This is a genomic window from Streptomyces sp. NPDC020490 (assembly GCF_044335305.1).
Lineage (GTDB): Bacteria > Actinomycetota > Actinomycetes > Streptomycetales > Streptomycetaceae > Streptomyces.
Genome location: NZ_JBIRUY010000007.1, coordinates 113,480 through 131,260, shown reverse-complemented (window position 1 = coordinate 131,260; position 17,781 = coordinate 113,480). Strand labels below are relative to the sequence as shown.

The window sequence follows — 17,781 nt, the reverse complement described above, 5'->3', positions numbered from 1 at the left end:
TGGGAAAACTGGTTGTCCACAGGCCCCCACACGGCAGGTTCCGGCCAGTAATCTCGGCGTTCATGGAGCAGAGGCATCTCGGCCGCACCGGCCTTCGCGTGTCCCGCATCGGACTCGGCACCCTCACCTGGGGCAGGGACACCGACGAGCACGACGCCGCGGACCTCTTGAAAACGTTCTGGGAGGCGGGCGGGAACCTCGTCGACACCGCGGACGTGTACGGCGACGGAGAGGCCGAGTACCTGCTCGGACGCCTCATGGAAGGCCTGGTGCCGCGGCGGGACCTGGTCATCTCGACCAAGGCGGGCAGCGTCCCGGACCCCGACCGGCGCTTCGACGGCTCGCGCGGGCACCTGCTCGCCGCGCTGGACGCCTCGCTCGCGCGGCTGGGGACGGAGTACGTCGACGTGTGGCACGTCCACGCCTTCGACCCCTGCACCCCGCTGGAGGAGACCTTGCAGGCCCTCGACCTGGCGGTCAGCAGCGGCCGTGCCCGCTATGTCGGCGTCTCCAACTTCTGCGGCTGGCAGCTGGCCAAGGCCGCGACCTGGCAGCTCGCGGCGCCGGGCACGCGGACTCGGCTGGCCAGCACCCAGCTGGAGTACTCGCTGCTGCAGCGCGGCGTCGAGCGGGAGGTGCTGCCGGCCGCGCTGGACCTGGGCATCGGCCTGCTGCCCTCCTCGCCGCTGGGCCGCGGGGTCCTCACCGGCAAGTACCGCACCAGCACGCCCCCGGACTCGCGGGCCGCCTCGGAGCATCTGGCGCCGTTCGTCGCGCCGTACCTCGACGACACGGCGAGCCGGATCGTCGACGCCGTGCAGACCGCGGCGGACGGGCTGGCGGTGACGCCCCTGCAGGTCGCCCTCGCCTGGATCCGCGACCGGCCGGGGGTGACCGCGCCCGTCATCGGCGCGCGCAACGCGCAGCAGCTCACGGCGGCGTTGTCAGTGGAGGCCCTTAGTCTTCCTGACGAGATCTGCCGGGCGCTCGACGACGTGTCGGCGCCCGTGCACCGCTATCCCGATCACGACTGGAGCACGCTGTGAGCACGGACCCCGAGACCACGGACGACACCGAGCCGGGGACCCCGGACGCCGCGGCCGAGGACGATACCCGGGAGCCCGTGGACACCGGGGAGACCGTCGCCGGGGAGACCGGGGAGCCTGCGGGCCGGGACGCGGCGGAGGCGGGGGGCGCCGCGGAGACGGGGGGCGCCGCGGAGGCCGGGGAGGCCGGGGGCCAGGACGCGGCGGAGACAGGGGGCGCTGAGAGCCGCAACCCGGCGGAGGGCCGGGACGCCGCGAAGACCGGGGACGCCGAAGCTGGGGACACCGCGGAAGCCGGAGGCGCCGCCGAGGCCGGAGAGGCCGAGGGCCGGGACGGGACGGAGACGGAAAGCGCCGCGGGCCGCAACCCGGCGGAGAGCCGGGACGCCACGAAGACCGGGGACGCCGAAGCTGGGGACACCGCGGAAGCCGAGGGCGGTGCGGAGGCCGTGGACGCCGCCGAGGCCGGGGGTGAGGGGGAGGCCGTTGGTCGGGTGTCCGAGGCCGAGGCCGAGTTGGCGGCGCAGCGGATCGAGCGGGAGCGGATCGAGCGGCGCAAGGCGGCCAAGAGCGAGCCGATCGCGGCCGGCGCCAAGCTCAGCGGGAAGGCCGCCGACCTGCTCGCGGCCGTCCGGGCCGTGGAGAGCGGCCGGCAGCCCGTGGCCCCCGTCTTCGCCGAACCGGCACCCGCCAGGCGCCGCCCCGCACCCGAGCCGACACCGCGCCCGCAGCCGACGGAGGCGGCCCCGGCACCCTCGTCCCCCGCACCGGAGACGGTCGCCGCGGTGCGGCGGGTGCTGACCGACGGCGGCGCGCCGGACACGCTCGCACCGCAGGTCGCCACGGCCCTCGGCGAGGGCGCGGAGGAGCGTCTGCGGGCCGACCCCTGGCAGCTGCTGCGGGTCGCCGGGGTGCGGCCCGAGCAGGCCGACGGCTTCGCCCGTGCGCTGCTGGGCGCGGAGTGCGGCCCGGACGACGAGCGGCGGGGCCGCGCGGTCACCGGCTGGCTGCTGGAGCAGGCGGCCCTGGCCGGGCACACGGCCCTGGAGATGCCGGCGCTCGTCGCGGCCCTCGCCCAGCGGGGCGTACCCGACGCCGAGGAGGCCGTGCACAGCGCCGTCGCCGAGGGCGAGGCACTGGTCTTCCAGGACGCCCTCGACCCGGCCGCGCCGGAGCCGGAGGAGGGCGAGGAGCGTCCCGTGCGCGTCCTGGTCGGCCTGGAACGGTACGCGCTCGCGGAGGAGAGCCTCGCCGACGGCCTGGCCCGGCTGATCGACTCGGTGCCGAAGGAGGGCGGTCCGGCCGAGCGCTGGGAGGAGGCCGCGACGGCGGTCCGCGGCTCCGCCGCCGAACTGGTCCGGGCGGCCGGCGCCCACGGTCTGGTGCTGCACACCGGCGGGGAGGCGTCCCTGGCGGACCTCACAGCCCTGCTGCGCGCGGCGGACGGGCTCGGGCTGCGGGCCTGGGCCGCCACGCACACCCCGCTCGGCCGCGACCGTTTCGTCACGTCGTGGACCGGCACGTCATCGACCGGCGCGTCCCGGTCCGACGGCTCCCCCACGGACACCGCCACGGACACCGCCCCGACCGCCGCGCCCCGTGTCGCCACCGTCGCCGGGCTGCTGTCCGGGGCCGAGGGGCCCGGCCGGGACGCGGAAGGGGCGCTGGACCTGGACCTGCTCGTCGTGCTCGACGCACCCCAGCTGGACGTCGAGGCGGCGGCCCTGCTCGTGGAGTCGCTGCCCGACGGGGCACGGCTGGTGCTGGCCGGCGACCCCGCGGTGCTGTGGTCGGCGGGGCCCGGGCGGGTCTTCGCGGACCTGCTGGCGGCGCGGGCCTGCCCGCAGGTGGCTTCCCGGGTGCCGGACTCCGGCCCGCTGGGCGAACTGGTCTCCGGTATCGGCGTCGGCGAGCTGAACAAGGTCGACGCCCCGGGCAAGGAGGTCGTGATCGTCCCGGTGCGGGACGCCGGCGAGGCCGTGCACCGGACCGTGCAGCTCGTCGCCGACTCGGTGCCCCGCGCGATCGGCGTCCCGCCCGAACAGACCCAGGTGATCACCCCGGGCCACGGCGGCGCGGCCGGCACGCGCGCGCTGAACGCCGCTCTGAAGGAGCGGCTCAACCCCGGCCCCGGCCGCTTCGGCGGCTTCGACCCCGGCGACCGGGTCGCCTACTCCCCCGCCCCGGGGCGGACGCTGCCCGGCCAGGTGGTGAAGGCCGACGCCGACGGGCTGCACCTGTCGTGCGGGGGCGCTTCCGTCGTCGTACCGAAGGAGCGGGTGGACCAGTCCGTACGGCACGGGTGGGCGCTGACGGCGCACCAGGCCGTGGGCAACCGCTGGCCGGCCGTGGTCGTGGTACTGCCGGGTGACGCGGCGCACTCGCTCAGCCGCCCGTGGGTGTACACGGCGTTCGGCCGGGCGGAACGACACCTGTCCGTGGTGCACGGTGTGGATCAGGCGCTGCCCCGTGCGGTGGCCGAGGTCCCGGCGAAGCCGCGCACGACCCGGCTGCCCGTGCTGCTGCGGGCGCAGCTGCCGGCGACCGGCTGACGGCGACCGCTCGACGACGGGGCCCCGGGGTGCGACACCCCGGGGCCCCGCGGCCGGCACGGCCGGAGCGTCAGCGGTCCGCGTCCAGCCGCTCCAGGTCGTCGCCCGCCTCGTCCTCGCCCTCGTCGTCCTCGTCCTCGTCCAGGTCTGTGTCGAGTTCGTCGTCGAGATCCTGGTCCGCCTCGACATCGACCTCCTCGTCGATGTCCTCGATGTCCTCGATGTCCTCAATATCGTCGACGTCCTCGGCGTCTTCGATGTCTTCGACGTCGTCGTCGAAGACGGCGCTGACGTCGAAGCGGCAGACCACCCGCTGCGGGTCGACCTGGTCGAAGGGCGCCTCCAGCCATTCGCCGGGCTCGGCCGGATCGTCCGCGGCCGTCACCCACAGCGTGGAGTCGCCCTCCTCGAGGCCGAACTCCTTGTGCCGTGAGGCGATCTCGTCCGGTTCGAACTCGCCGAACAGGATGCCCAGCGCACCGTGCACCGACGCGGAGACCTCCGCCCCGTCCGCCTCGTCGTCGGCGGCCTCGATCCGCTGCGCCTGGGCCAGCAGCCGCTGCGGCTCCACCACGGCGTAGTCGCGGCGGATCAGCACGCTCAGCGCGTTCGGTTCCTCGGGACCCGTGTACGGCGGCGTGTCCTCCGCGCCGGGGATCTCGAAGGGCGTGACCTCGTCGTACCGGTCGTAGAGCAGCTCGTCGTACGCCTCGGCGGCCGCCGCCAGCTGGTTGAACGCCTCGTAGACGGCCGGGTCGTCCTCCCCCGACCGGCGTTCGACCGCGGCCAGGTGGCGGTCGAGCGCGGTCTTGACCGCCTCGGCCGCGGCGCGTACCTCTGCAGCGGTGGGCTGCGCAGCATCAGACATAGTGCAGACGCTATCCGTACGAGCCCCCAGCCCGCACAATAGATGCGATGCCGGAATACGAATTTGTCGACGTGTACGTGCCGCGCGGGGTCTCCCGCAAGGACGCCACACGTCTGCTGACGGACCATGCCGAGTACGGTCACTGGGAGTTGGACCGTCTGAGCCTGATGCGCGACGGCAGCCGCAGGGTGCGGTTGCGTCGGCGGATCATCCGCCAGGTGCGCGCCACGTGGTGAGTTCGGGCGACGACGAAACGGAGCGGGCCCCGCCGAGGCGGGGCCCGCTCCGTTTCGTGCGTGCGAACGGTTACGCCCAGGCGCGGGCCTTGCGGTAGAGCACCGTGCCGGCCAGCAGCGCGCCCGCGCCGACCGGGAGGGTGATGCCCAGCGGGAGGCCGCTTCCCGTGTGGGCGAGCTGTGCGCCGCCCCCGGGCGGGGTGAGCGACCGGGTGCCCGGGTGGTTGACGTGCGAGGAGCCGCCGGGCGTCTGGCCGCCCCTGGTGGGCGGCGTGTGGCCGCCGGGGTGGCCCGGCTGCTCGGGACCGCCGGGGTGACCCGGGTGCTCGGGACCGCCGGGGTGGCCCGGGTGCTCCGGCTGCCCGGGCGGGGGCGTCTGGTGGCCGCCGCCCGGAGGCGTGTGGTGGTGGCCGCCGCCGTTGCCGCAGCTGTTGCCGGCGGCGGCGTTGCCGAGGCCGACGATGTCGACGATGTTGCCGCAGGCGTTGACCGGCACGTCGATCGGGGCCTGGACGTGGTTGCCCGAGCCGACGCCGGGCGAGCCGCCGGTGTGCCCGCCGGCCTGCGCGCCCCCGGAGCCGCCGTGCCCTCCGGAGTCGCCGTACCCGCCCGATGAGCCGCTGCCGCCGCCCTGGTTGACGCATGTGTTGCCGATCGCCGGGTTGAGCAGCCCGACGACGTTGATCGTGTTGCCGCACGCGTTGATCGGCACGTGCACCGGCGCCTGCACCGTGTTGCCCGACAGCACGCCGGGCGAGTCGGACGTGGCGCCGCTCGCGCCCGCGTCGGCGTGCGCGTATCCGCTCGCGGCGGCGATCACGCCGGTCGCGGCCGCCACGGTCATCAAGCCCTTACGAGTGGCCTGTCGCATTCCTGAATCCTCCCCTGCCTTCGAAAATCTGACCTGGAACCAGCTGCACCAAAGGCCGGTCGGCTCCGGAGCGCATGGCGCACGCTCCGGAGCCGACGGGCGTGAAAACGACCCTCAGCGGGCCGGCATCACTTGTTGATGCAGAAGTTGCCGAAGGCAGGGTTCAGCAGCCCGATCACGGAGACCGTGTTGCCGCAGAGGTTCACCTGGGTGTGAACGGGCGCCTGGATGACGTTGCCGGACGCGACACCCGGGGAGTGCACGGCGGCACCCTGAGCGCCCGAGTCGGCGACAGCCAGGCCCGCACCCGCGAGAACCAGACCACCGGTGGCAGCCGCAGCAGCGACGACCTTCTTGATCATTATTCCTCCTGGTTGGCAATGCGATCCCAAGCAGCGGATCGCATCACCTGTAACGAGGAGGCGTGAATGGAGCTACCAGCTTATGGTCGCATTCACTCTTCTCAGTCACGGCCGCACGCGCGGCCGAATAAAGGAGATCACGACGCGTCGATGAAACGGTCCAGGACACGCACACCGAACTTCAGTCCCTCCACCGGCACCCGCTCGTCGACCCCGTGGAACATGCCCGCGAAGTCCAGTTCCGGCGGCAGCTTCAGCGGCACGAAGCCGAAGCCGCGGATGCCCAGGTCGTCGAAGGACTTGGCGTCGGTGCCGGCGGAGAGCATGAAGGGGATGGCCTTCGCGGCCGGGTCCTCGGCCAGCAGCGAGGACTGCATGGCCTCCACGAGCGCCCCGTCGAAGGAGGTCTCCACGGCCTTGTCGGCGTGCACGTCCTCGCGCCGCACCTTCGGCCCGAGGATCCGGTCGAGGTCGGCGAGGAACTCCTCCTCGTACCCCGGCAGGAACCGCCCGTCGACGTGCGCGGTGGCCTCGCCCGGGATGACGTTGACCTTGTAGCCGGCGCCCAGCTGCGTGGGGTTGGCGGTGTTGCTGAGGCTCGCGCCGATGAGCTTGGCGATGCCGCCGAGCCGGGCGAGGGTCGACTCCATGTCCTCCGGGTCGAGTTCGGTGCCGAGCGCGTCGCCGAGCTCGTCGAGGAAGGCCCGGGTCGTCTTGGTCACCCGCACCGGGAACTTGTGCCGTCCCAGCCGGGCGACCGCCTCCGACAGCTCGGTGATGGCGTTGTCCCGGTGGATCATCGACCCGTGCCCGGCGGTGCCCGCCACGGTCAGCTTCATCCAGTGCATGCCCTTCTCGGCCGTCTGGATCAGGTACAGCCGCCGCTGCTCGCTGACGGTGAACGAGAAGCCGCCCACCTCGCTGATCGCCTCGGTCACGCCCTCGAACAGGTCCGGGTGGTGGTCGACGAGGTACCGGGCGCCGTACGTGCCGCCCGCCTCCTCGTCCGCCAGGAAGGCGAGCACGATGTCCCGCGGGGGCCTGCGCCCGCTGCGCAGCCGGTCGCGGACGACCGCCAGGGTCATCGCGTCCATGTCCTTCATGTCGACGGCGCCGCGTCCCCACACGCACCCGTCCTCGACCTCGCCGGAGAAGGGGTCGTACGTCCAGTCGGCCGCGTTGGCCGGTACGACGTCGAGGTGGCCGTGGATGAGCAGCGCGGGCCGGGAGGGGTCCTCGCCCTCGATCCGGGCGACCGTGGAGGCGCGTCCCGGATGCGACTCGAAGATCCGCGGTTCCAGACCCACTTCGGCGAGCTTCTCCGCGACGTACTCCGCCGCCGCGCGCTCGCCCGGCCCCGAGTGGTCGCCGTAGTTGCTGGTGTCGATCTGGATCAGCTCGCGGCAGAGGTCCACGACCTCGTCCTGACCGGTGACGCCGCCGGTCGTGTCCGTCTCGCTCACGCTGCTTCCTCCCGCTGTCACTGCTGGTGGTCCCCTCATCCTCCCCCCGCCGGCCGCCCGGCCCCAAGACCGGGCCCGGCCCGTCACACGCCGTTCACGCGGGGACGGGGGGTGATCAGGGGCCCTCGAAAGCCTGGTAATGTTTCCTTCGTCGCTGCGGGGGAAACCCGCACGACGCACACCTTGTCCGGGTGGCGGAATGGCAGACGCGCTAGCTTGAGGTGCTAGTGCCCTTTATCGGGCGTGGGGGTTCAAGTCCCCCCTCGGACACTGGATCCGCTGTGCGGGCCGAGAGGACTCTCGGCCCGCACAGTGCGTTTTCCGGGAATCGCCGTGATCACTTCCGGGGTCCGTGGTGCTGATCTTCGCCGAGGGAGCAAGTAGCATCGGCCGCGCCGGGAACGGGGCGCCCGCGGCGGGTGCCCGGTGGGGACCGAGGACGCGGGAGGCAGGCCGGAATGACGAGGTCATCGGAAGGCGACCGGGACCCGCAGGGCAGCCTGCGCGATCTCGAGGCGATGCTGGACGCGGTCACCGACCAGGCCGTCATCAAGCTGGGTCCCGAGGGCGAGGTGGTCCGCTGGAGCCGGACCGCGCAGGCCATGACCGGTTACGGGTCCGACGAGATCGTGGGCAGGTCGGTGGCGACGCTGCACACCTCGGAGGACCGCGACGCGGGACTGGTCGAGCAGGAGCTGGACGCGGCCCGGCAGGACGGCCGCCGGGCGTTCCAGGGCTGGCGGGTGCGCAAGAGCGGCGAGCGGTTCCTCGCCCGGGTCACGCTGACGCCGGTGCGGGAGGCGGACGGCAGGGTGACCGGCTTCGTCAAGACGTTCCAGGACGTCACCGAGAGCGCGCGGACCGAGTCGCTGTTCCACGGCCTGCTGGAGTCGGCGCCGGACGCCATGGTGATCGTCGGCGACGACGCGCGGATCGTCCTGGTCAACCGGCAGACCGAGGCGCTGTTCGGTTTCCAGCGCGACGAACTGGTCGGCCGGGAGATCGAGGTCCTGGTGCCGTCGCGGTTCCGCGACCGGCACGTCGGCCACCGCACGGGCTTCCTGCACGACCCGCGGCTGCGGCCGATGGGCGCGGGCCTGGAGCTGTACGGAATGCGCCGGGACGGCACCGAGTTCCCCGTCGAGATCAGTCTGAGCCCGCTGGAGACCGCCGAGGGCCGGCTGGTGGCCGCCGCGATCCGGGACGTCACCGAGCGCCGGGAGACCGAGCAGCGGCTGCAGCGGCAGCGGGACGAGATCCTGGAGCTGTCGACGCCGGTGATCCAGGTGTGGGACAAGGTCCTGGCGCTGCCGATCATCGGCACCCTGGACACGCTGCGGGCGACGCGGCTGACCGAGGGCCTGCTGGAGAAGATCGCCCAGACCCAGGCCGAGGTGGCCATCCTGGACATCAGCGGGGTGCCCACCATCGACACGCAGGTCGCCCAGCACCTGCTGAAGACGGTGCAGGCGGCCGCGCTGATGGGCACGGTGAGCATCATGAGCGGGGTGCGCCCCGAGACCGCCCAGTCCATGGTGCACCTGGGCATCGACATGGGACGGCTGCGCTCCCGCAACACCCTGCAGGACGCGCTCCAGCTGGCGCTGGCGGTGCTGGCCGAGCGGGCCGGCTCGGCGGAGCTGGCCGCGCGTGCGCTGACCGGGGGTGAGGTGTGATGACCGAGGACGTGGTGCCGGTCATGCAGATCGGCGACACGCTGCTGGTGGCGTTGCAGGGCGACCTCGACGACACCACGGTGATCCAGATCGAGGAGCAGCTCACCCGGGAGGTCGCGCGGACCTCCGCGAGCGGCATGCTGATCGACGTCAGCCGGCTGAGCGTGGTGGACTCCTTCATCGCCCGGGTGCTCGCCCGGATCGTGGCGATGGTGCGGCTGCTGGGCGCGCAGGCGGCCGTGGTGGGGATCCAGCCCGCGGTGGCCATCACGCTGGTGGAGCTGGGCGTCCCCATGGGGCACCTGGACACCGCGCTCAACGCCGAGCAGGGGCTGGCGCTGCTGCGCCGGCTGCGCCGCGGCGACTCGGGTGCGGACCGCCCGTGACGACGGATGCCACGACCGGCCGCGAGGCGGACGCCTTCGCCATCGCCCACGAGGCCGACCTGATCCGGGTCCGCAAGGTGCTGCGCGCCGAGGCCGACGCGGCAGGTCTGAACCTGGTGGACGCCACGAAACTGATCACGGCGGGCAGCGAGCTGGCCCGCAACATCCTCAACTACGCCACCGGCCGCCGCGGCCGTATCAGCGTGGAGCAGGTGTTCCGCCAGGGGCGCCGCGGGGTGCGGGCCACGTTCAGCGACGACGGTCCGGGCATCGCGGACATCGACGCGGCGCTGACCGACGGTTTCAGCACCAAGGGCAGCCTCGGGCTGGGGCTGCCGGGAGCCCGGCGGCTGGTGGACGACATGACCCTCACCTCCGTCCCGGGGACGGGCACCACGGTGGTGATCGTGAAATGGCAGCGGTAGGGGCGACAGGGGTGCGACGGCGCTGAGCGAGAGCGAACACCAGCGGCACATGATCGCCGCCGAGGAGGACGTCGGTGCGCTGCGCCGGTCGGTCGCCCGGCTGGCCGCCGCGCAGACCGGGCTGCGTCCGGGCACGGCCGAGCTGGTCGCGACCGAGCTGGGCACGAACCTGGTCCGGCACGCCCATCCCGGCGGTTACGTGCTGGTGCGCAGGGCCGGGGACGGGATCGAGCTGCTGTCCGTCGACAGCGGGCCGGGGATGACGGGCAGCGCCCTCGCGCCGGCCGCGGACGGCGCCGTGGCCGCCCAGGCGGGTCCGTTCCGGGGTGGCGGGCTGAGCGCGGGGCTGCGGGTCGTACGCCGGAACGCGGTCGAGTTCGACTGGTACTCCACGCGGCGCGGCACGGTCGTGTACGCGCGGCTGGGCACCGCGGGGTCCGGCCCGGACGCCCGGTGGCGTTTCGGCGGCGTCAACGTGCCCTACGGCGGGGACGGGGAGTCGGGTGACTCCTGGACGGTCGCGCCCGGCCCGACGCTGGCCGCGCTGGTGGTCGACGGGCTGGGGCACGGTTCCGGCGCGGCCGCCGCGTCGCGCGCCGCGGTCACCGCGTTCGAACGGCAGCCGGTCACCGATCTGGAACGGTTCGTCCGGCAGGCGCACGAGGCGATGCGCGGCACCCGGGGCGGTGTGCTGGGCACGTGCCTGATAGACGCCGGCCGGGGCGAGCTGTCGTACGCGGCCGTCGGGAACATCACCGGGCGGGTGTACACCGGCGCCCGGTCCGTCCATCTGCTGGACCGGCCCGGCACCCTGGGCACCCACCTGCCCGTGCCCGGCACCCGGATCCAGCGCTGCCCCTGGGAGCCGGAATCGACGCTCGTCCTGGTCTCGGACGGGATCCGGTCCGGCTGGAACCTGGAGGAGCACCCGCTGCTGACGCGGCGGCATCCGGCGATCGTCGCGGCGGTCGTCCAGCGGGACTTCGGCCGGCCCACGGACGACGCCACGGTGCTCGTGGTCCGCGGCACCGACCGCGTGGCATGATGATCGGGTCGCAGGTGACGGAGGCGAAGGGCGGTCCTGACATGGAGAATCCGCGCGACCTCCGGGCCGACGGAGGCGCACACTCCGCCGTCACCGACGACGCGACCGACGACGCGACCGGTGGGCGGCCGGAGCCGGACACGCGTGACCGGCTGCTCGACGAGCTGCGCCAGGAGCTGGAGGACACCAACCGGGGTCTGATCGCCCTGCACACCGAGCTGGAGGCCGCCCGGGCGGCCGAGGCACGGCTCGCGGCCATCGTGGCCTCCTCCGACGACGCCATGCTCTCGGTGGACCGCGCCGACCGCGTCGAGACCTGGAATCCGGGCGCCGAGCGGCTGTTCGGCCGCAGCGAGCGGGACGTCGTGGGCCGGTCGGTGGACGACCTGATGCCGGACGCGGCGCTCGCCGCCTACCGTTCCGCGGTGGAGCAGATCCGTTCGCGGCAGCACGCCGAGCCGCACCAGAGCAGCTGGCGCCGTGCCGACGGCACCGAGGTCGACGTGGCCGTCACGGTCTCCGCGATGCGCGACCCCGACGGCGACCTGGTCGGTTTCTGCACCGTGCTGCGCGACATCACCCAGCAGCTCGCCGCCCAGGCCGAGCTGGCCGCGGCGCGTGCCGACCGCGAGGTGATGGCCGAGCGCGAGCGCATCGCCCGCGACCTGCACGACATGGTCATCCAGCGGGTGTTCGGGGCCGGTCTGGCGCTGCAGAGCATCGCCGCCCGCGGCGCCGACGCCGACACCGCCGGCCGGGTCAACCGGGTCATCGACGAGCTCGACTCCACCATCCGGGAACTGCGCAACACCATCTTCGACCTCAACCAGCCGACGCAGAAGGCGGCCAGCCTGCGCGCCCAGGTCATCGACGAGACGTCCTCGGCGCAGCACCGGCTCGGGTTCGCGCCCGCGGTCGCGTTCGAGGGCCCGGTCGACGCCGCGCTGCCGGACGAGACGGCCGCGCATCTGCTCGCCGTGCTGCGCGAGGCGCTGTCCAACATCGCCCGGCACGCCCAGGCCACCGCCGTCCAGGTCACCGTGCACGCGGCGGACGAGCTGCTGCTGGAGGTCGTCGACAACGGCCGCGGCATCGGCCGGCCCACCCGCAGCAGCGGTCTGACCAACATGCGGCGCCGGGCGGAGAAGCTCGGCGGCGCCTTCGAGGTGGCCGGCCGGCCCGAGGGCGGCACCCGGCTGTGCTGGCGCATTCCCCTCAGCGCGGCCGGATCGCCGCCGCCGGCCCGGCCCGCCGCCCGGATCGGGTAGGGCACCCAGACGCGCCCAGACGGTGCGGCTCGGCCCGGCAAACAGGGCCGACCGGCCCTAAACGCCGGTGCGGTCCGGGCGAGACCATGGCCGGATGGTGGATGGGGACGGCTTCCGCATACTCGACCGGCAGGAGTGTCTGCGCCTGCTGACCAAGGTGCCGGTCGGCCGTGTCGTGTACACGCGCCACGCGCTGCCCGCCGTTCTGCCCGTCAACTTCTCCCTGGACGACGACTTCTCCGTGCTGTTGCGCACGTCGGCCGCGTCGGAACTGGTGCGCGCGGTGGACGGGGTCGTGGTCGCCTTCGAGGCGGACGACTTCGACGCCGAGGCCCGGTCCGGCTGGAGCGTGGTCGTCACCGGCCGCGCCACCGTGGTGACCGACCCCGCCGAGCACGAGCGCCTGACCAGGACCGGCCCGCGCTCCTGGATGCCGTTGCCAGAGGGGGTCTTCGTGCGGATCGAGGCGGAGATCGTCACCGGGCGTGAGCTGAAGGGCGTCCGCGGCTCCGGGTGCTGAAGGGCGTCCGCGGCTCCGGGTGAGGGGGCCGAAAGCCACCGTGATCACGGGCCGCTCGGCCCTGCCGCCGTGTTGATCACCCCTGCCATCATGTGATCGAAGCACCGCACACTTGTTGTACGACCGGGAGGTCCTGCCATGACCCGTAACGTGACCGTCGGACTCGACGGATCGCCCGCGAGCCTCGCGGCCGCCGAGTGGGCCGCTCGTGAGGCCGAGATGCGGGGTCTCCCTCTGCACCTGGTGCACGCCTGGGACTGGCAGCGGTACGCCGAGCCGGCGTCGGAGGACTCGACGCACCAGCACTGGGCACTGCGGATCCTGCGGGAGGCGACGGAGCAGCTGCACCGTGGCCACCCCGGCCTGACGATCACCTACGAGCAGGTGTCGCAGGCGCCCGCGACGGCGCTGCTGGAGGCCTCCGAGGGAGCCGACCCGCTGGTCATCGGCTCCCGTGGGCTGGGCGGCGTCACCGGGTTCCTGGTCGGCTCCGTCGGTCTCGGGGTCGTCGCCCAGACCGACCGGCCCGTCGTCCTGGTGCGTTCCGGCACGCGCCCGGAGGACGAGCGCCGGCCGGACGCGGAGGGCCGCCCGTCGGCCGGGACGCCCTACCGGGACGTCGTGCTCGGGCTGGACCACGAGCACCCCGACGCGACGGTCATCGCGTTCGCGTTCGAGTCGGCGTCCCGCCGCGCGGCGCGGCTGCGCGTGGTGCACGGCTGGAGCCTGCCGCCCTACTTCGCCTACGGGGCCGCCACCGACCAGGCGCTGAACGAGGAGCTGGCCCGTCAGGAGGCGGGCGCCGTCAAGGCCGCCCTGGCGCCGTGGCGCGAGAAGTTCCCCGGTGTGGAGGTCGTCGAGGACGCCGTGATAGGCAACGCCGGCGGTCATCTGGTGGACGCCGCGGCCGACGCGTCGCTGGTCGTGGTCGGCCGGCGCATCCGGCGTACCCCGCTCGGCGCGCGGATCGGGCCGGTCGCGCACGCGGTGCTGCACCACGCCAAGGCGCCCGTCGCGGTGGTTCCGCACGAGTGACCCGGCGGCCCGGTACGAGGCCGCGCGACGCAGGCCCCTGGGGCCGCCCGGCGAAGGCCCCAGAGGCCGCTCGACGCAGGCCCCAGAGGCCGCTCGACGGAGGCCCCTGAGGCCGCTCGACGGAGGTCCGTGAGGACGCCCGGCCATGGCCGCCCCGCTTCGGCGGGGCGGCCTTCGCGCGTCTCGGCCCGGGACCGGGCGGCTCGCGGTGCCGTCCGGGCGGCGCACCCGCCGGGCCGGCAGCGTCGCGGGACGGTGGCGGGGCGGCACGCGTCCGGGCAGGCGCGGCGCGGCCGGGGCAGGCGGGCAGGCGCGTGCCTGGGACGGGCGCGGGATCTGGGTCCTCCGGCTCCCGTGCGTGGCCGAAAGGGCCGTGGCCGGGCGGCCGGCCCGGGCCGGGAGACGGCGGGACGGCCGATCCGGTGGGGCGGTTCGGTCCTGCGGGGCAGGACGCTCGGCCCCTGCACCGGCGGATCGCCGCGCGGGAGCCTTGAAGAGCATCGGGGCGCCGGCTGTCCGGAGCGGTCCGCGACGACCTGGCGGTCACAGCGCCGCCCGGGTCATCCGGCTCCCGGTGTCCGCCGCACAAACCGCCGCGCTCCGCAGGGCCGTACCCCGGCCGGGCGGGTCGGCTCAGCAGAACTCCGTCGCGCCTGTTCGTGGACGGTGGGCGAGAAGGGAGTGGTCGTGATGGCCCGCATCGTCGGCGAGGTGATGACCCGCGAGGTGGTCGAGGCTCACCGGGAGACGTCGTTCAAGGACGTCGCCCGGCTGCTGGCCGAGCACCGGATCAGCGGGCTGCCCGTGGTGGACCACGACGACAAGGTCCTCGGGGTGGTCTCCGAGACCGATCTGATCCGCCGCCAGGCGGCCGGCCCCGCCGGCGGACAGGTGCGGCGGCTGCGGATGCTGCCCGCGCCGCGCCGCGCCCGGCGCGCGGCCGCCGTCGCCCGGGCCACCACGGCCGGGGAGATGATGTCGAGCCCCGCCGTCACCGTGCACCCGGAGCAGGCCGTCGAGGCCGCCGCGCGCATCATGGAGCGCCACGGCGTCGACCGGCTCCCGGTGGTGGACGAGGAGGACCGGCTGATCGGCATCGCCACCCGGCGGGATCTGCTGCGGGTGTTCCTGCGCTCGGACGAGGAGATCCGCCAGGACGTGATCGACGAGGTGCTGACCGGCACGATGTGCCTGCCCGCGTACGCCGTGACCGTCTCGGTCCGGGACGGCATGGTCACGCTCGACGGGCAGGTGGAGAACCGCTCCGACGTCCCGCTCGTGATCCGGCTGACGTGGCGGGTGGACGGGGTGGTCGGCGTCGTGAACGGTCTGACGTACCGCGACGACGACACGCGTCCGTCCGAGATGCATCGGTCCACCGGGGCGAGCACCGCCGGAAGGAGCTGATCCGTCATGACGACCCTCGCGGCGTCCCCGGGCACCCCGGTCCGCGTGGACGCGGAGCTGGACGAGCCGCTGTCCCGGTGGCTGTGGCTGGTGAAGTGGATCCTGCTGATCCCGCACTACGTGGTGCTGTTCTTCCTGTGGATCGCGTTCGTCGCGGTGAGCGTGGTCGCGTTCTTCGCCGTCCTGTTCACCGAGCGCTATCCGCGGGCCCTGTTCGACTTCAGTCTGGGGGTGCTGCGCTGGAGCTGGCGGGTGGCCTACTACTCGTACGGCGCCCTGGGCACCGACCGGTACCCGCCCTTCAGCCTGGGTGCGGAGCCGGACTACCCGGCGCGGCTGGACATCGCCTACCCCGAGCGCCTCTCCCGCGGCCTGGTGCTGGTGAAGTGGTGGCTGCTGGCGATACCGCACTACGTCGTCCTCTGGTTCTTCCTGAGCGGCATCAATCTCGGCTGGTGGGGCGGCGGGCTGGTCGGCGGGCTGGTGCTGATCGCGGCCGTGACGCTGGCGTTCACCGAGGAGTACCCCAAGTCCCTGTTCGACCTGGTCCTGGGCCTGAACCGCTGGGTGCTGCGGGTCGCCGCATACGCCGGCCTGATGACGGACAGCTATCCGCCGTTCCGCCTCGACATGGGCGGCGCCGAACCGGGCACGGGCACGGCGGGGACGGCAAGCGGGGTGCGGGACCGGCCGTGACCACGGCCCTGTTGGGCCTGGTGCTGCGCGGAAGGCGGTCTGCCGCGGCCCCCGGCTCACCGGGTGCAGCACAATGGGGCGCATGTCCCGACGTACCTCCCGGCCCCGCCCGCAGCGCGGCTCCGCGCACGCCCACCGGCCCGCCTGTCCGTGCGGCCGCGCGGAGACCTACGAGGAGTGCTGCGGCCGCTTCCACCGGGGCGAGGCCGCGGCGCCGACGGCCGAGGCGCTGATGCGCTCGCGCTACGCCGCCTTCGTGCGCCTCGACGAGGCCTACCTGCTGCGCACCTGGCACCCGCGCACGCGCCCCGTGCGGGTCGACTTCGACCCCGGGACGCGCTGGACGGGGCTGGAGATCCTCGGCGCCGCCGACGGCTCGGCCTTCCACACCACCGGGACGGTGACCTTCCGGGCGTCGTACCGGGGCGGTTCGCTGCACGAGCGCAGCCGGTTCGAACGGGTCGACGGGGCGTGGGTGTACGTCGACGGGGACTTCCTCGGCTGAGAGCTCCGAAGAGAATGGGGGGCGGCCGGAAGGCCGCTACGGCGCCAGGACGTCCAGTTCCCGCAGGGCGCCCACGGTGATCTCGCGGGTCAGCCGTTCCGCGCGCTCCGCGTCGCCCTCGCGCACCGCTTCGGCGACCTGGACGTGGAGGGTGACGGCGGCCGGGTCGGGGTCCTCGAACATGACCTCGTGCTGGGTGCGGCCGGCCAGGACCTCGGCGACGACGTCACCGAGGCGGGCGAACATCTCGTTGCCGGACGCGGTGAGGATCACCCGGTGGAAGGCGATGTCGTGGACGAGGTACCCCTGGAGCCGGTGGCCGCGTGAGTTGGCCACCATGCCGAGCGCGCACTCGGTGAGTTCGGCGCACTGCTCGGGGGATGCGTGCCGGGCGGCCAGTCCCGCGGCGACCGGTTCGACCGCCGAGCGCAGCACCGTGAGCGAGCGCAACTGCCGCGGGCGGTCGGCGCCGGCCAGCCGCCAGCGGATGACCTGCGGGTCGTAGACGTTCCACTCGGCGGTCGGCCGCACCGTGACGCCCACCCGGCGGCGCGACTCCACCAGGTGCATCGACTCCAGGACGCGTACGGCCTCGCGCATCACCGAGCGTGACACCTCGAAACGCTGCGCCAGCTCGTCCGTGCGCAGGACACTGCCCGGCGGATACTCGCCCGCGGTGATCGCGGGGCCGAGGGTGTCCAGTACGCGGCCGTGCAGCCCCCGGCCCGTTGTGCTCATGCACTCAGCGTACGGGGCACGTCACGGCCAGAAAAAGTCAGACTTATTCGTCACAGACCCTTGAATTCGTCGTACCTAATCGGTTTCAGTGGCGTCGGCAATCAGGTGCCGACGAGGACAGCAGACAGTGAGGCAGCCAATGAGCACCCCCCAGGTCGTCGTCGTGATGGGTGTCGCGGGCACCGGGAAGACCACCATCGGTCCCCTGCTCGCGGCCCGGCTCGGCGTTCCGTACGCCGAGGGCGACGACTTCCACCCGTCGGCCAACATCGCCAAGATGTCGGCCGGGATCCCGCTCGGTGACGCGGACCGGTGGCCGTGGCTCGACGCCATCGGCACCTGGGCGCACGACCGTGACGGGCTGGGCGGGGTGGTCAGCTGCTCGGCGCTGAAGCGGTCGTACCGCGACCGGCTCAGGGCCGCCGCTCCCGGCGCCGTCTTCGTCCACCTCACCGGCGACCGGGCCCTCGTCGAGGACCGGATGTCGCACCGGCAGGGGCACTTCATGCCCACGGCGCTGCTCGACTCCCAGTTCGCCACGCTCCAGCCGCTCGGGCCGGACGAGGCGGGCGTCGAGGTGGACGTCGCGGGCAGTCCCGAGGAGATCACCGAACGGGCCGTCGGCGCGCTGGCCGCGCTGTCCCGCCCGGCCCGATAGCGGCGCCTCCGCCCGGCCCGGTGC

At 73.8% G+C, this 17,781-nt stretch carries 19 protein-coding genes and 1 tRNA gene; 15 read left to right on the top strand and 5 right to left on the bottom strand.

The window, feature by feature from the left end; translation table 11 throughout:
* The first annotated feature begins 62 nt into the window (after window positions 1–62).
* Both ACH4ZX_RS10400 and ACH4ZX_RS10395 read left to right on the top strand, forming a co-directional pair.
* Window positions 63–1,046, top strand: a complete 984-nt coding sequence (locus tag ACH4ZX_RS10400) for an aldo/keto reductase (RefSeq protein ID WP_398270517.1) — start codon at window positions 63–65, stop codon at window positions 1,044–1,046.
* Window positions 1,043–3,598, top strand: a complete 2,556-nt coding sequence (locus ACH4ZX_RS10395; RefSeq protein WP_398270514.1) for a helix-hairpin-helix domain-containing protein — start codon at window positions 1,043–1,045, stop codon at window positions 3,596–3,598. The genes ACH4ZX_RS10400 and ACH4ZX_RS10395 overlap by 4 nt, the downstream gene beginning before the upstream one ends.
* Window positions 3,599–3,668: 70 nt before the next feature.
* Here the strand turns inward: ACH4ZX_RS10395 and ACH4ZX_RS10390 are convergent, their stop codons facing one another.
* Window positions 3,669–4,466, bottom strand: coding sequence for a hypothetical protein (locus ACH4ZX_RS10390; protein ID WP_398270511.1), 798 nt, complete (start codon window positions 4,464–4,466; stop codon window positions 3,669–3,671).
* Window positions 4,467–4,513: 47 nt separating this feature from the next.
* Between ACH4ZX_RS10390 and ACH4ZX_RS10385 the strand changes: the two genes are divergently transcribed.
* On the top strand, window positions 4,514–4,702 hold the full coding sequence (locus tag ACH4ZX_RS10385) for a DUF5703 family protein (protein ID WP_007380901.1): 189 nt from the start codon (window positions 4,514–4,516) through the stop codon (window positions 4,700–4,702).
* Window positions 4,703–4,772: 70 nt separating this feature from the next.
* Here ACH4ZX_RS10385 and ACH4ZX_RS10380 read toward each other — a convergent pair whose 3' ends face one another.
* From ACH4ZX_RS10380 to ACH4ZX_RS10370, 3 genes are all read right to left on the bottom strand, one after another.
* Window positions 4,773–5,573: a chaplin family protein gene (locus ACH4ZX_RS10380; RefSeq protein WP_398270507.1), complete on the bottom strand. Its 801-nt coding sequence runs from the start codon at window positions 5,571–5,573 to the stop codon at window positions 4,773–4,775.
* 128 nt (window positions 5,574–5,701) lie between these two features.
* Window positions 5,702–5,935 carry a chaplin ChpH gene (gene chpH, locus ACH4ZX_RS10375; RefSeq protein ID WP_398270504.1) on the bottom strand — a complete coding sequence of 78 codons (234 nt, stop codon included), beginning with the start codon at window positions 5,933–5,935 and terminating at the stop codon, window positions 5,702–5,704.
* A gap of 137 nt (window positions 5,936–6,072) precedes the next feature.
* On the bottom strand, window positions 6,073–7,398 hold the full coding sequence (locus tag ACH4ZX_RS10370) for a M20/M25/M40 family metallo-hydrolase (protein ID WP_398270501.1): 1,326 nt from the start codon (window positions 7,396–7,398) through the stop codon (window positions 6,073–6,075).
* A 185-nt stretch (window positions 7,399–7,583) separates the two neighbouring features.
* Here ACH4ZX_RS10370 and ACH4ZX_RS10365 point away from each other — a divergent pair.
* From ACH4ZX_RS10365 to ACH4ZX_RS10315, 11 genes are all read left to right on the top strand, one after another.
* A tRNA-Leu gene (locus ACH4ZX_RS10365) sits at window positions 7,584–7,668 on the top strand.
* A 188-nt stretch (window positions 7,669–7,856) separates the two neighbouring features.
* Window positions 7,857–9,074, top strand: a complete 1,218-nt coding sequence (locus tag ACH4ZX_RS10360; RefSeq protein WP_398270498.1) for a PAS domain S-box protein — start codon at window positions 7,857–7,859, stop codon at window positions 9,072–9,074.
* Window positions 9,074–9,460, top strand: a complete 387-nt coding sequence (locus ACH4ZX_RS10355) for an STAS domain-containing protein (RefSeq protein ID WP_324788775.1) — start codon at window positions 9,074–9,076, stop codon at window positions 9,458–9,460. Before ACH4ZX_RS10360 ends, ACH4ZX_RS10355 begins: the two co-directional genes overlap by 1 nt.
* Window positions 9,457–9,885 (top strand): anti-sigma regulatory factor, encoded by a 429-nt coding sequence (locus ACH4ZX_RS10350; protein ID WP_360752191.1) that lies wholly within the window; start codon window positions 9,457–9,459, stop codon window positions 9,883–9,885. Before ACH4ZX_RS10355 ends, ACH4ZX_RS10350 begins: the two co-directional genes overlap by 4 nt.
* Window positions 9,886–9,934: 49 nt before the next feature.
* Entirely contained in the window at window positions 9,935–10,930 is a 996-nt protein-coding gene (locus tag ACH4ZX_RS10345; protein ID WP_398270494.1) for a SpoIIE family protein phosphatase, read from the top strand.
* 41 nt (window positions 10,931–10,971) lie between these two features.
* A complete protein-coding gene (locus ACH4ZX_RS10340) occupies window positions 10,972–12,198 on the top strand; it encodes a PAS domain S-box protein (RefSeq protein WP_398270491.1) in 1,227 nt (408 codons plus the stop codon).
* Window positions 12,199–12,292: 94 nt separating this feature from the next.
* Window positions 12,293–12,718: a pyridoxamine 5'-phosphate oxidase family protein gene (locus tag ACH4ZX_RS10335; RefSeq protein ID WP_398270488.1), complete on the top strand. Its 426-nt coding sequence runs from the start codon at window positions 12,293–12,295 to the stop codon at window positions 12,716–12,718.
* Between the two features lie 138 nt (window positions 12,719–12,856).
* Window positions 12,857–13,753, top strand: coding sequence for a universal stress protein (locus ACH4ZX_RS10330; RefSeq protein WP_398270485.1), 897 nt, complete (start codon window positions 12,857–12,859; stop codon window positions 13,751–13,753).
* Window positions 13,754–14,443: 690 nt separating this feature from the next.
* The gene (locus ACH4ZX_RS10325; protein ID WP_398270482.1) at window positions 14,444–15,160 is read left to right on the top strand and encodes a CBS domain-containing protein; all 717 of its coding nucleotides are present in this window, start codon (window positions 14,444–14,446) and stop codon (window positions 15,158–15,160) included.
* A 6-nt stretch (window positions 15,161–15,166) separates the two neighbouring features.
* Entirely contained in the window at window positions 15,167–15,856 is a 690-nt protein-coding gene (locus tag ACH4ZX_RS10320) for a DUF4389 domain-containing protein (RefSeq protein ID WP_398270479.1), read from the top strand.
* Window positions 15,857–15,938: 82 nt separating this feature from the next.
* Entirely contained in the window at window positions 15,939–16,361 is a 423-nt protein-coding gene (locus tag ACH4ZX_RS10315; RefSeq protein ID WP_398270476.1) for a YchJ family protein, read from the top strand.
* A gap of 36 nt (window positions 16,362–16,397) precedes the next feature.
* Here ACH4ZX_RS10315 and ACH4ZX_RS10310 read toward each other — a convergent pair whose 3' ends face one another.
* A complete protein-coding gene (locus ACH4ZX_RS10310) occupies window positions 16,398–17,099 on the bottom strand; it encodes a FadR/GntR family transcriptional regulator (protein WP_360752212.1) in 702 nt (233 codons plus the stop codon).
* 139 nt (window positions 17,100–17,238) lie between these two features.
* Here ACH4ZX_RS10310 and ACH4ZX_RS10305 point away from each other — a divergent pair, with 139 nt between their 5' ends.
* Complete coding sequence (locus ACH4ZX_RS10305) at window positions 17,239–17,757, top strand: gluconokinase (protein ID WP_398270472.1); 519 nt, start codon at window positions 17,239–17,241, stop codon at window positions 17,755–17,757.
* Window positions 17,758–17,781: the final 24 nt, after the last annotated feature.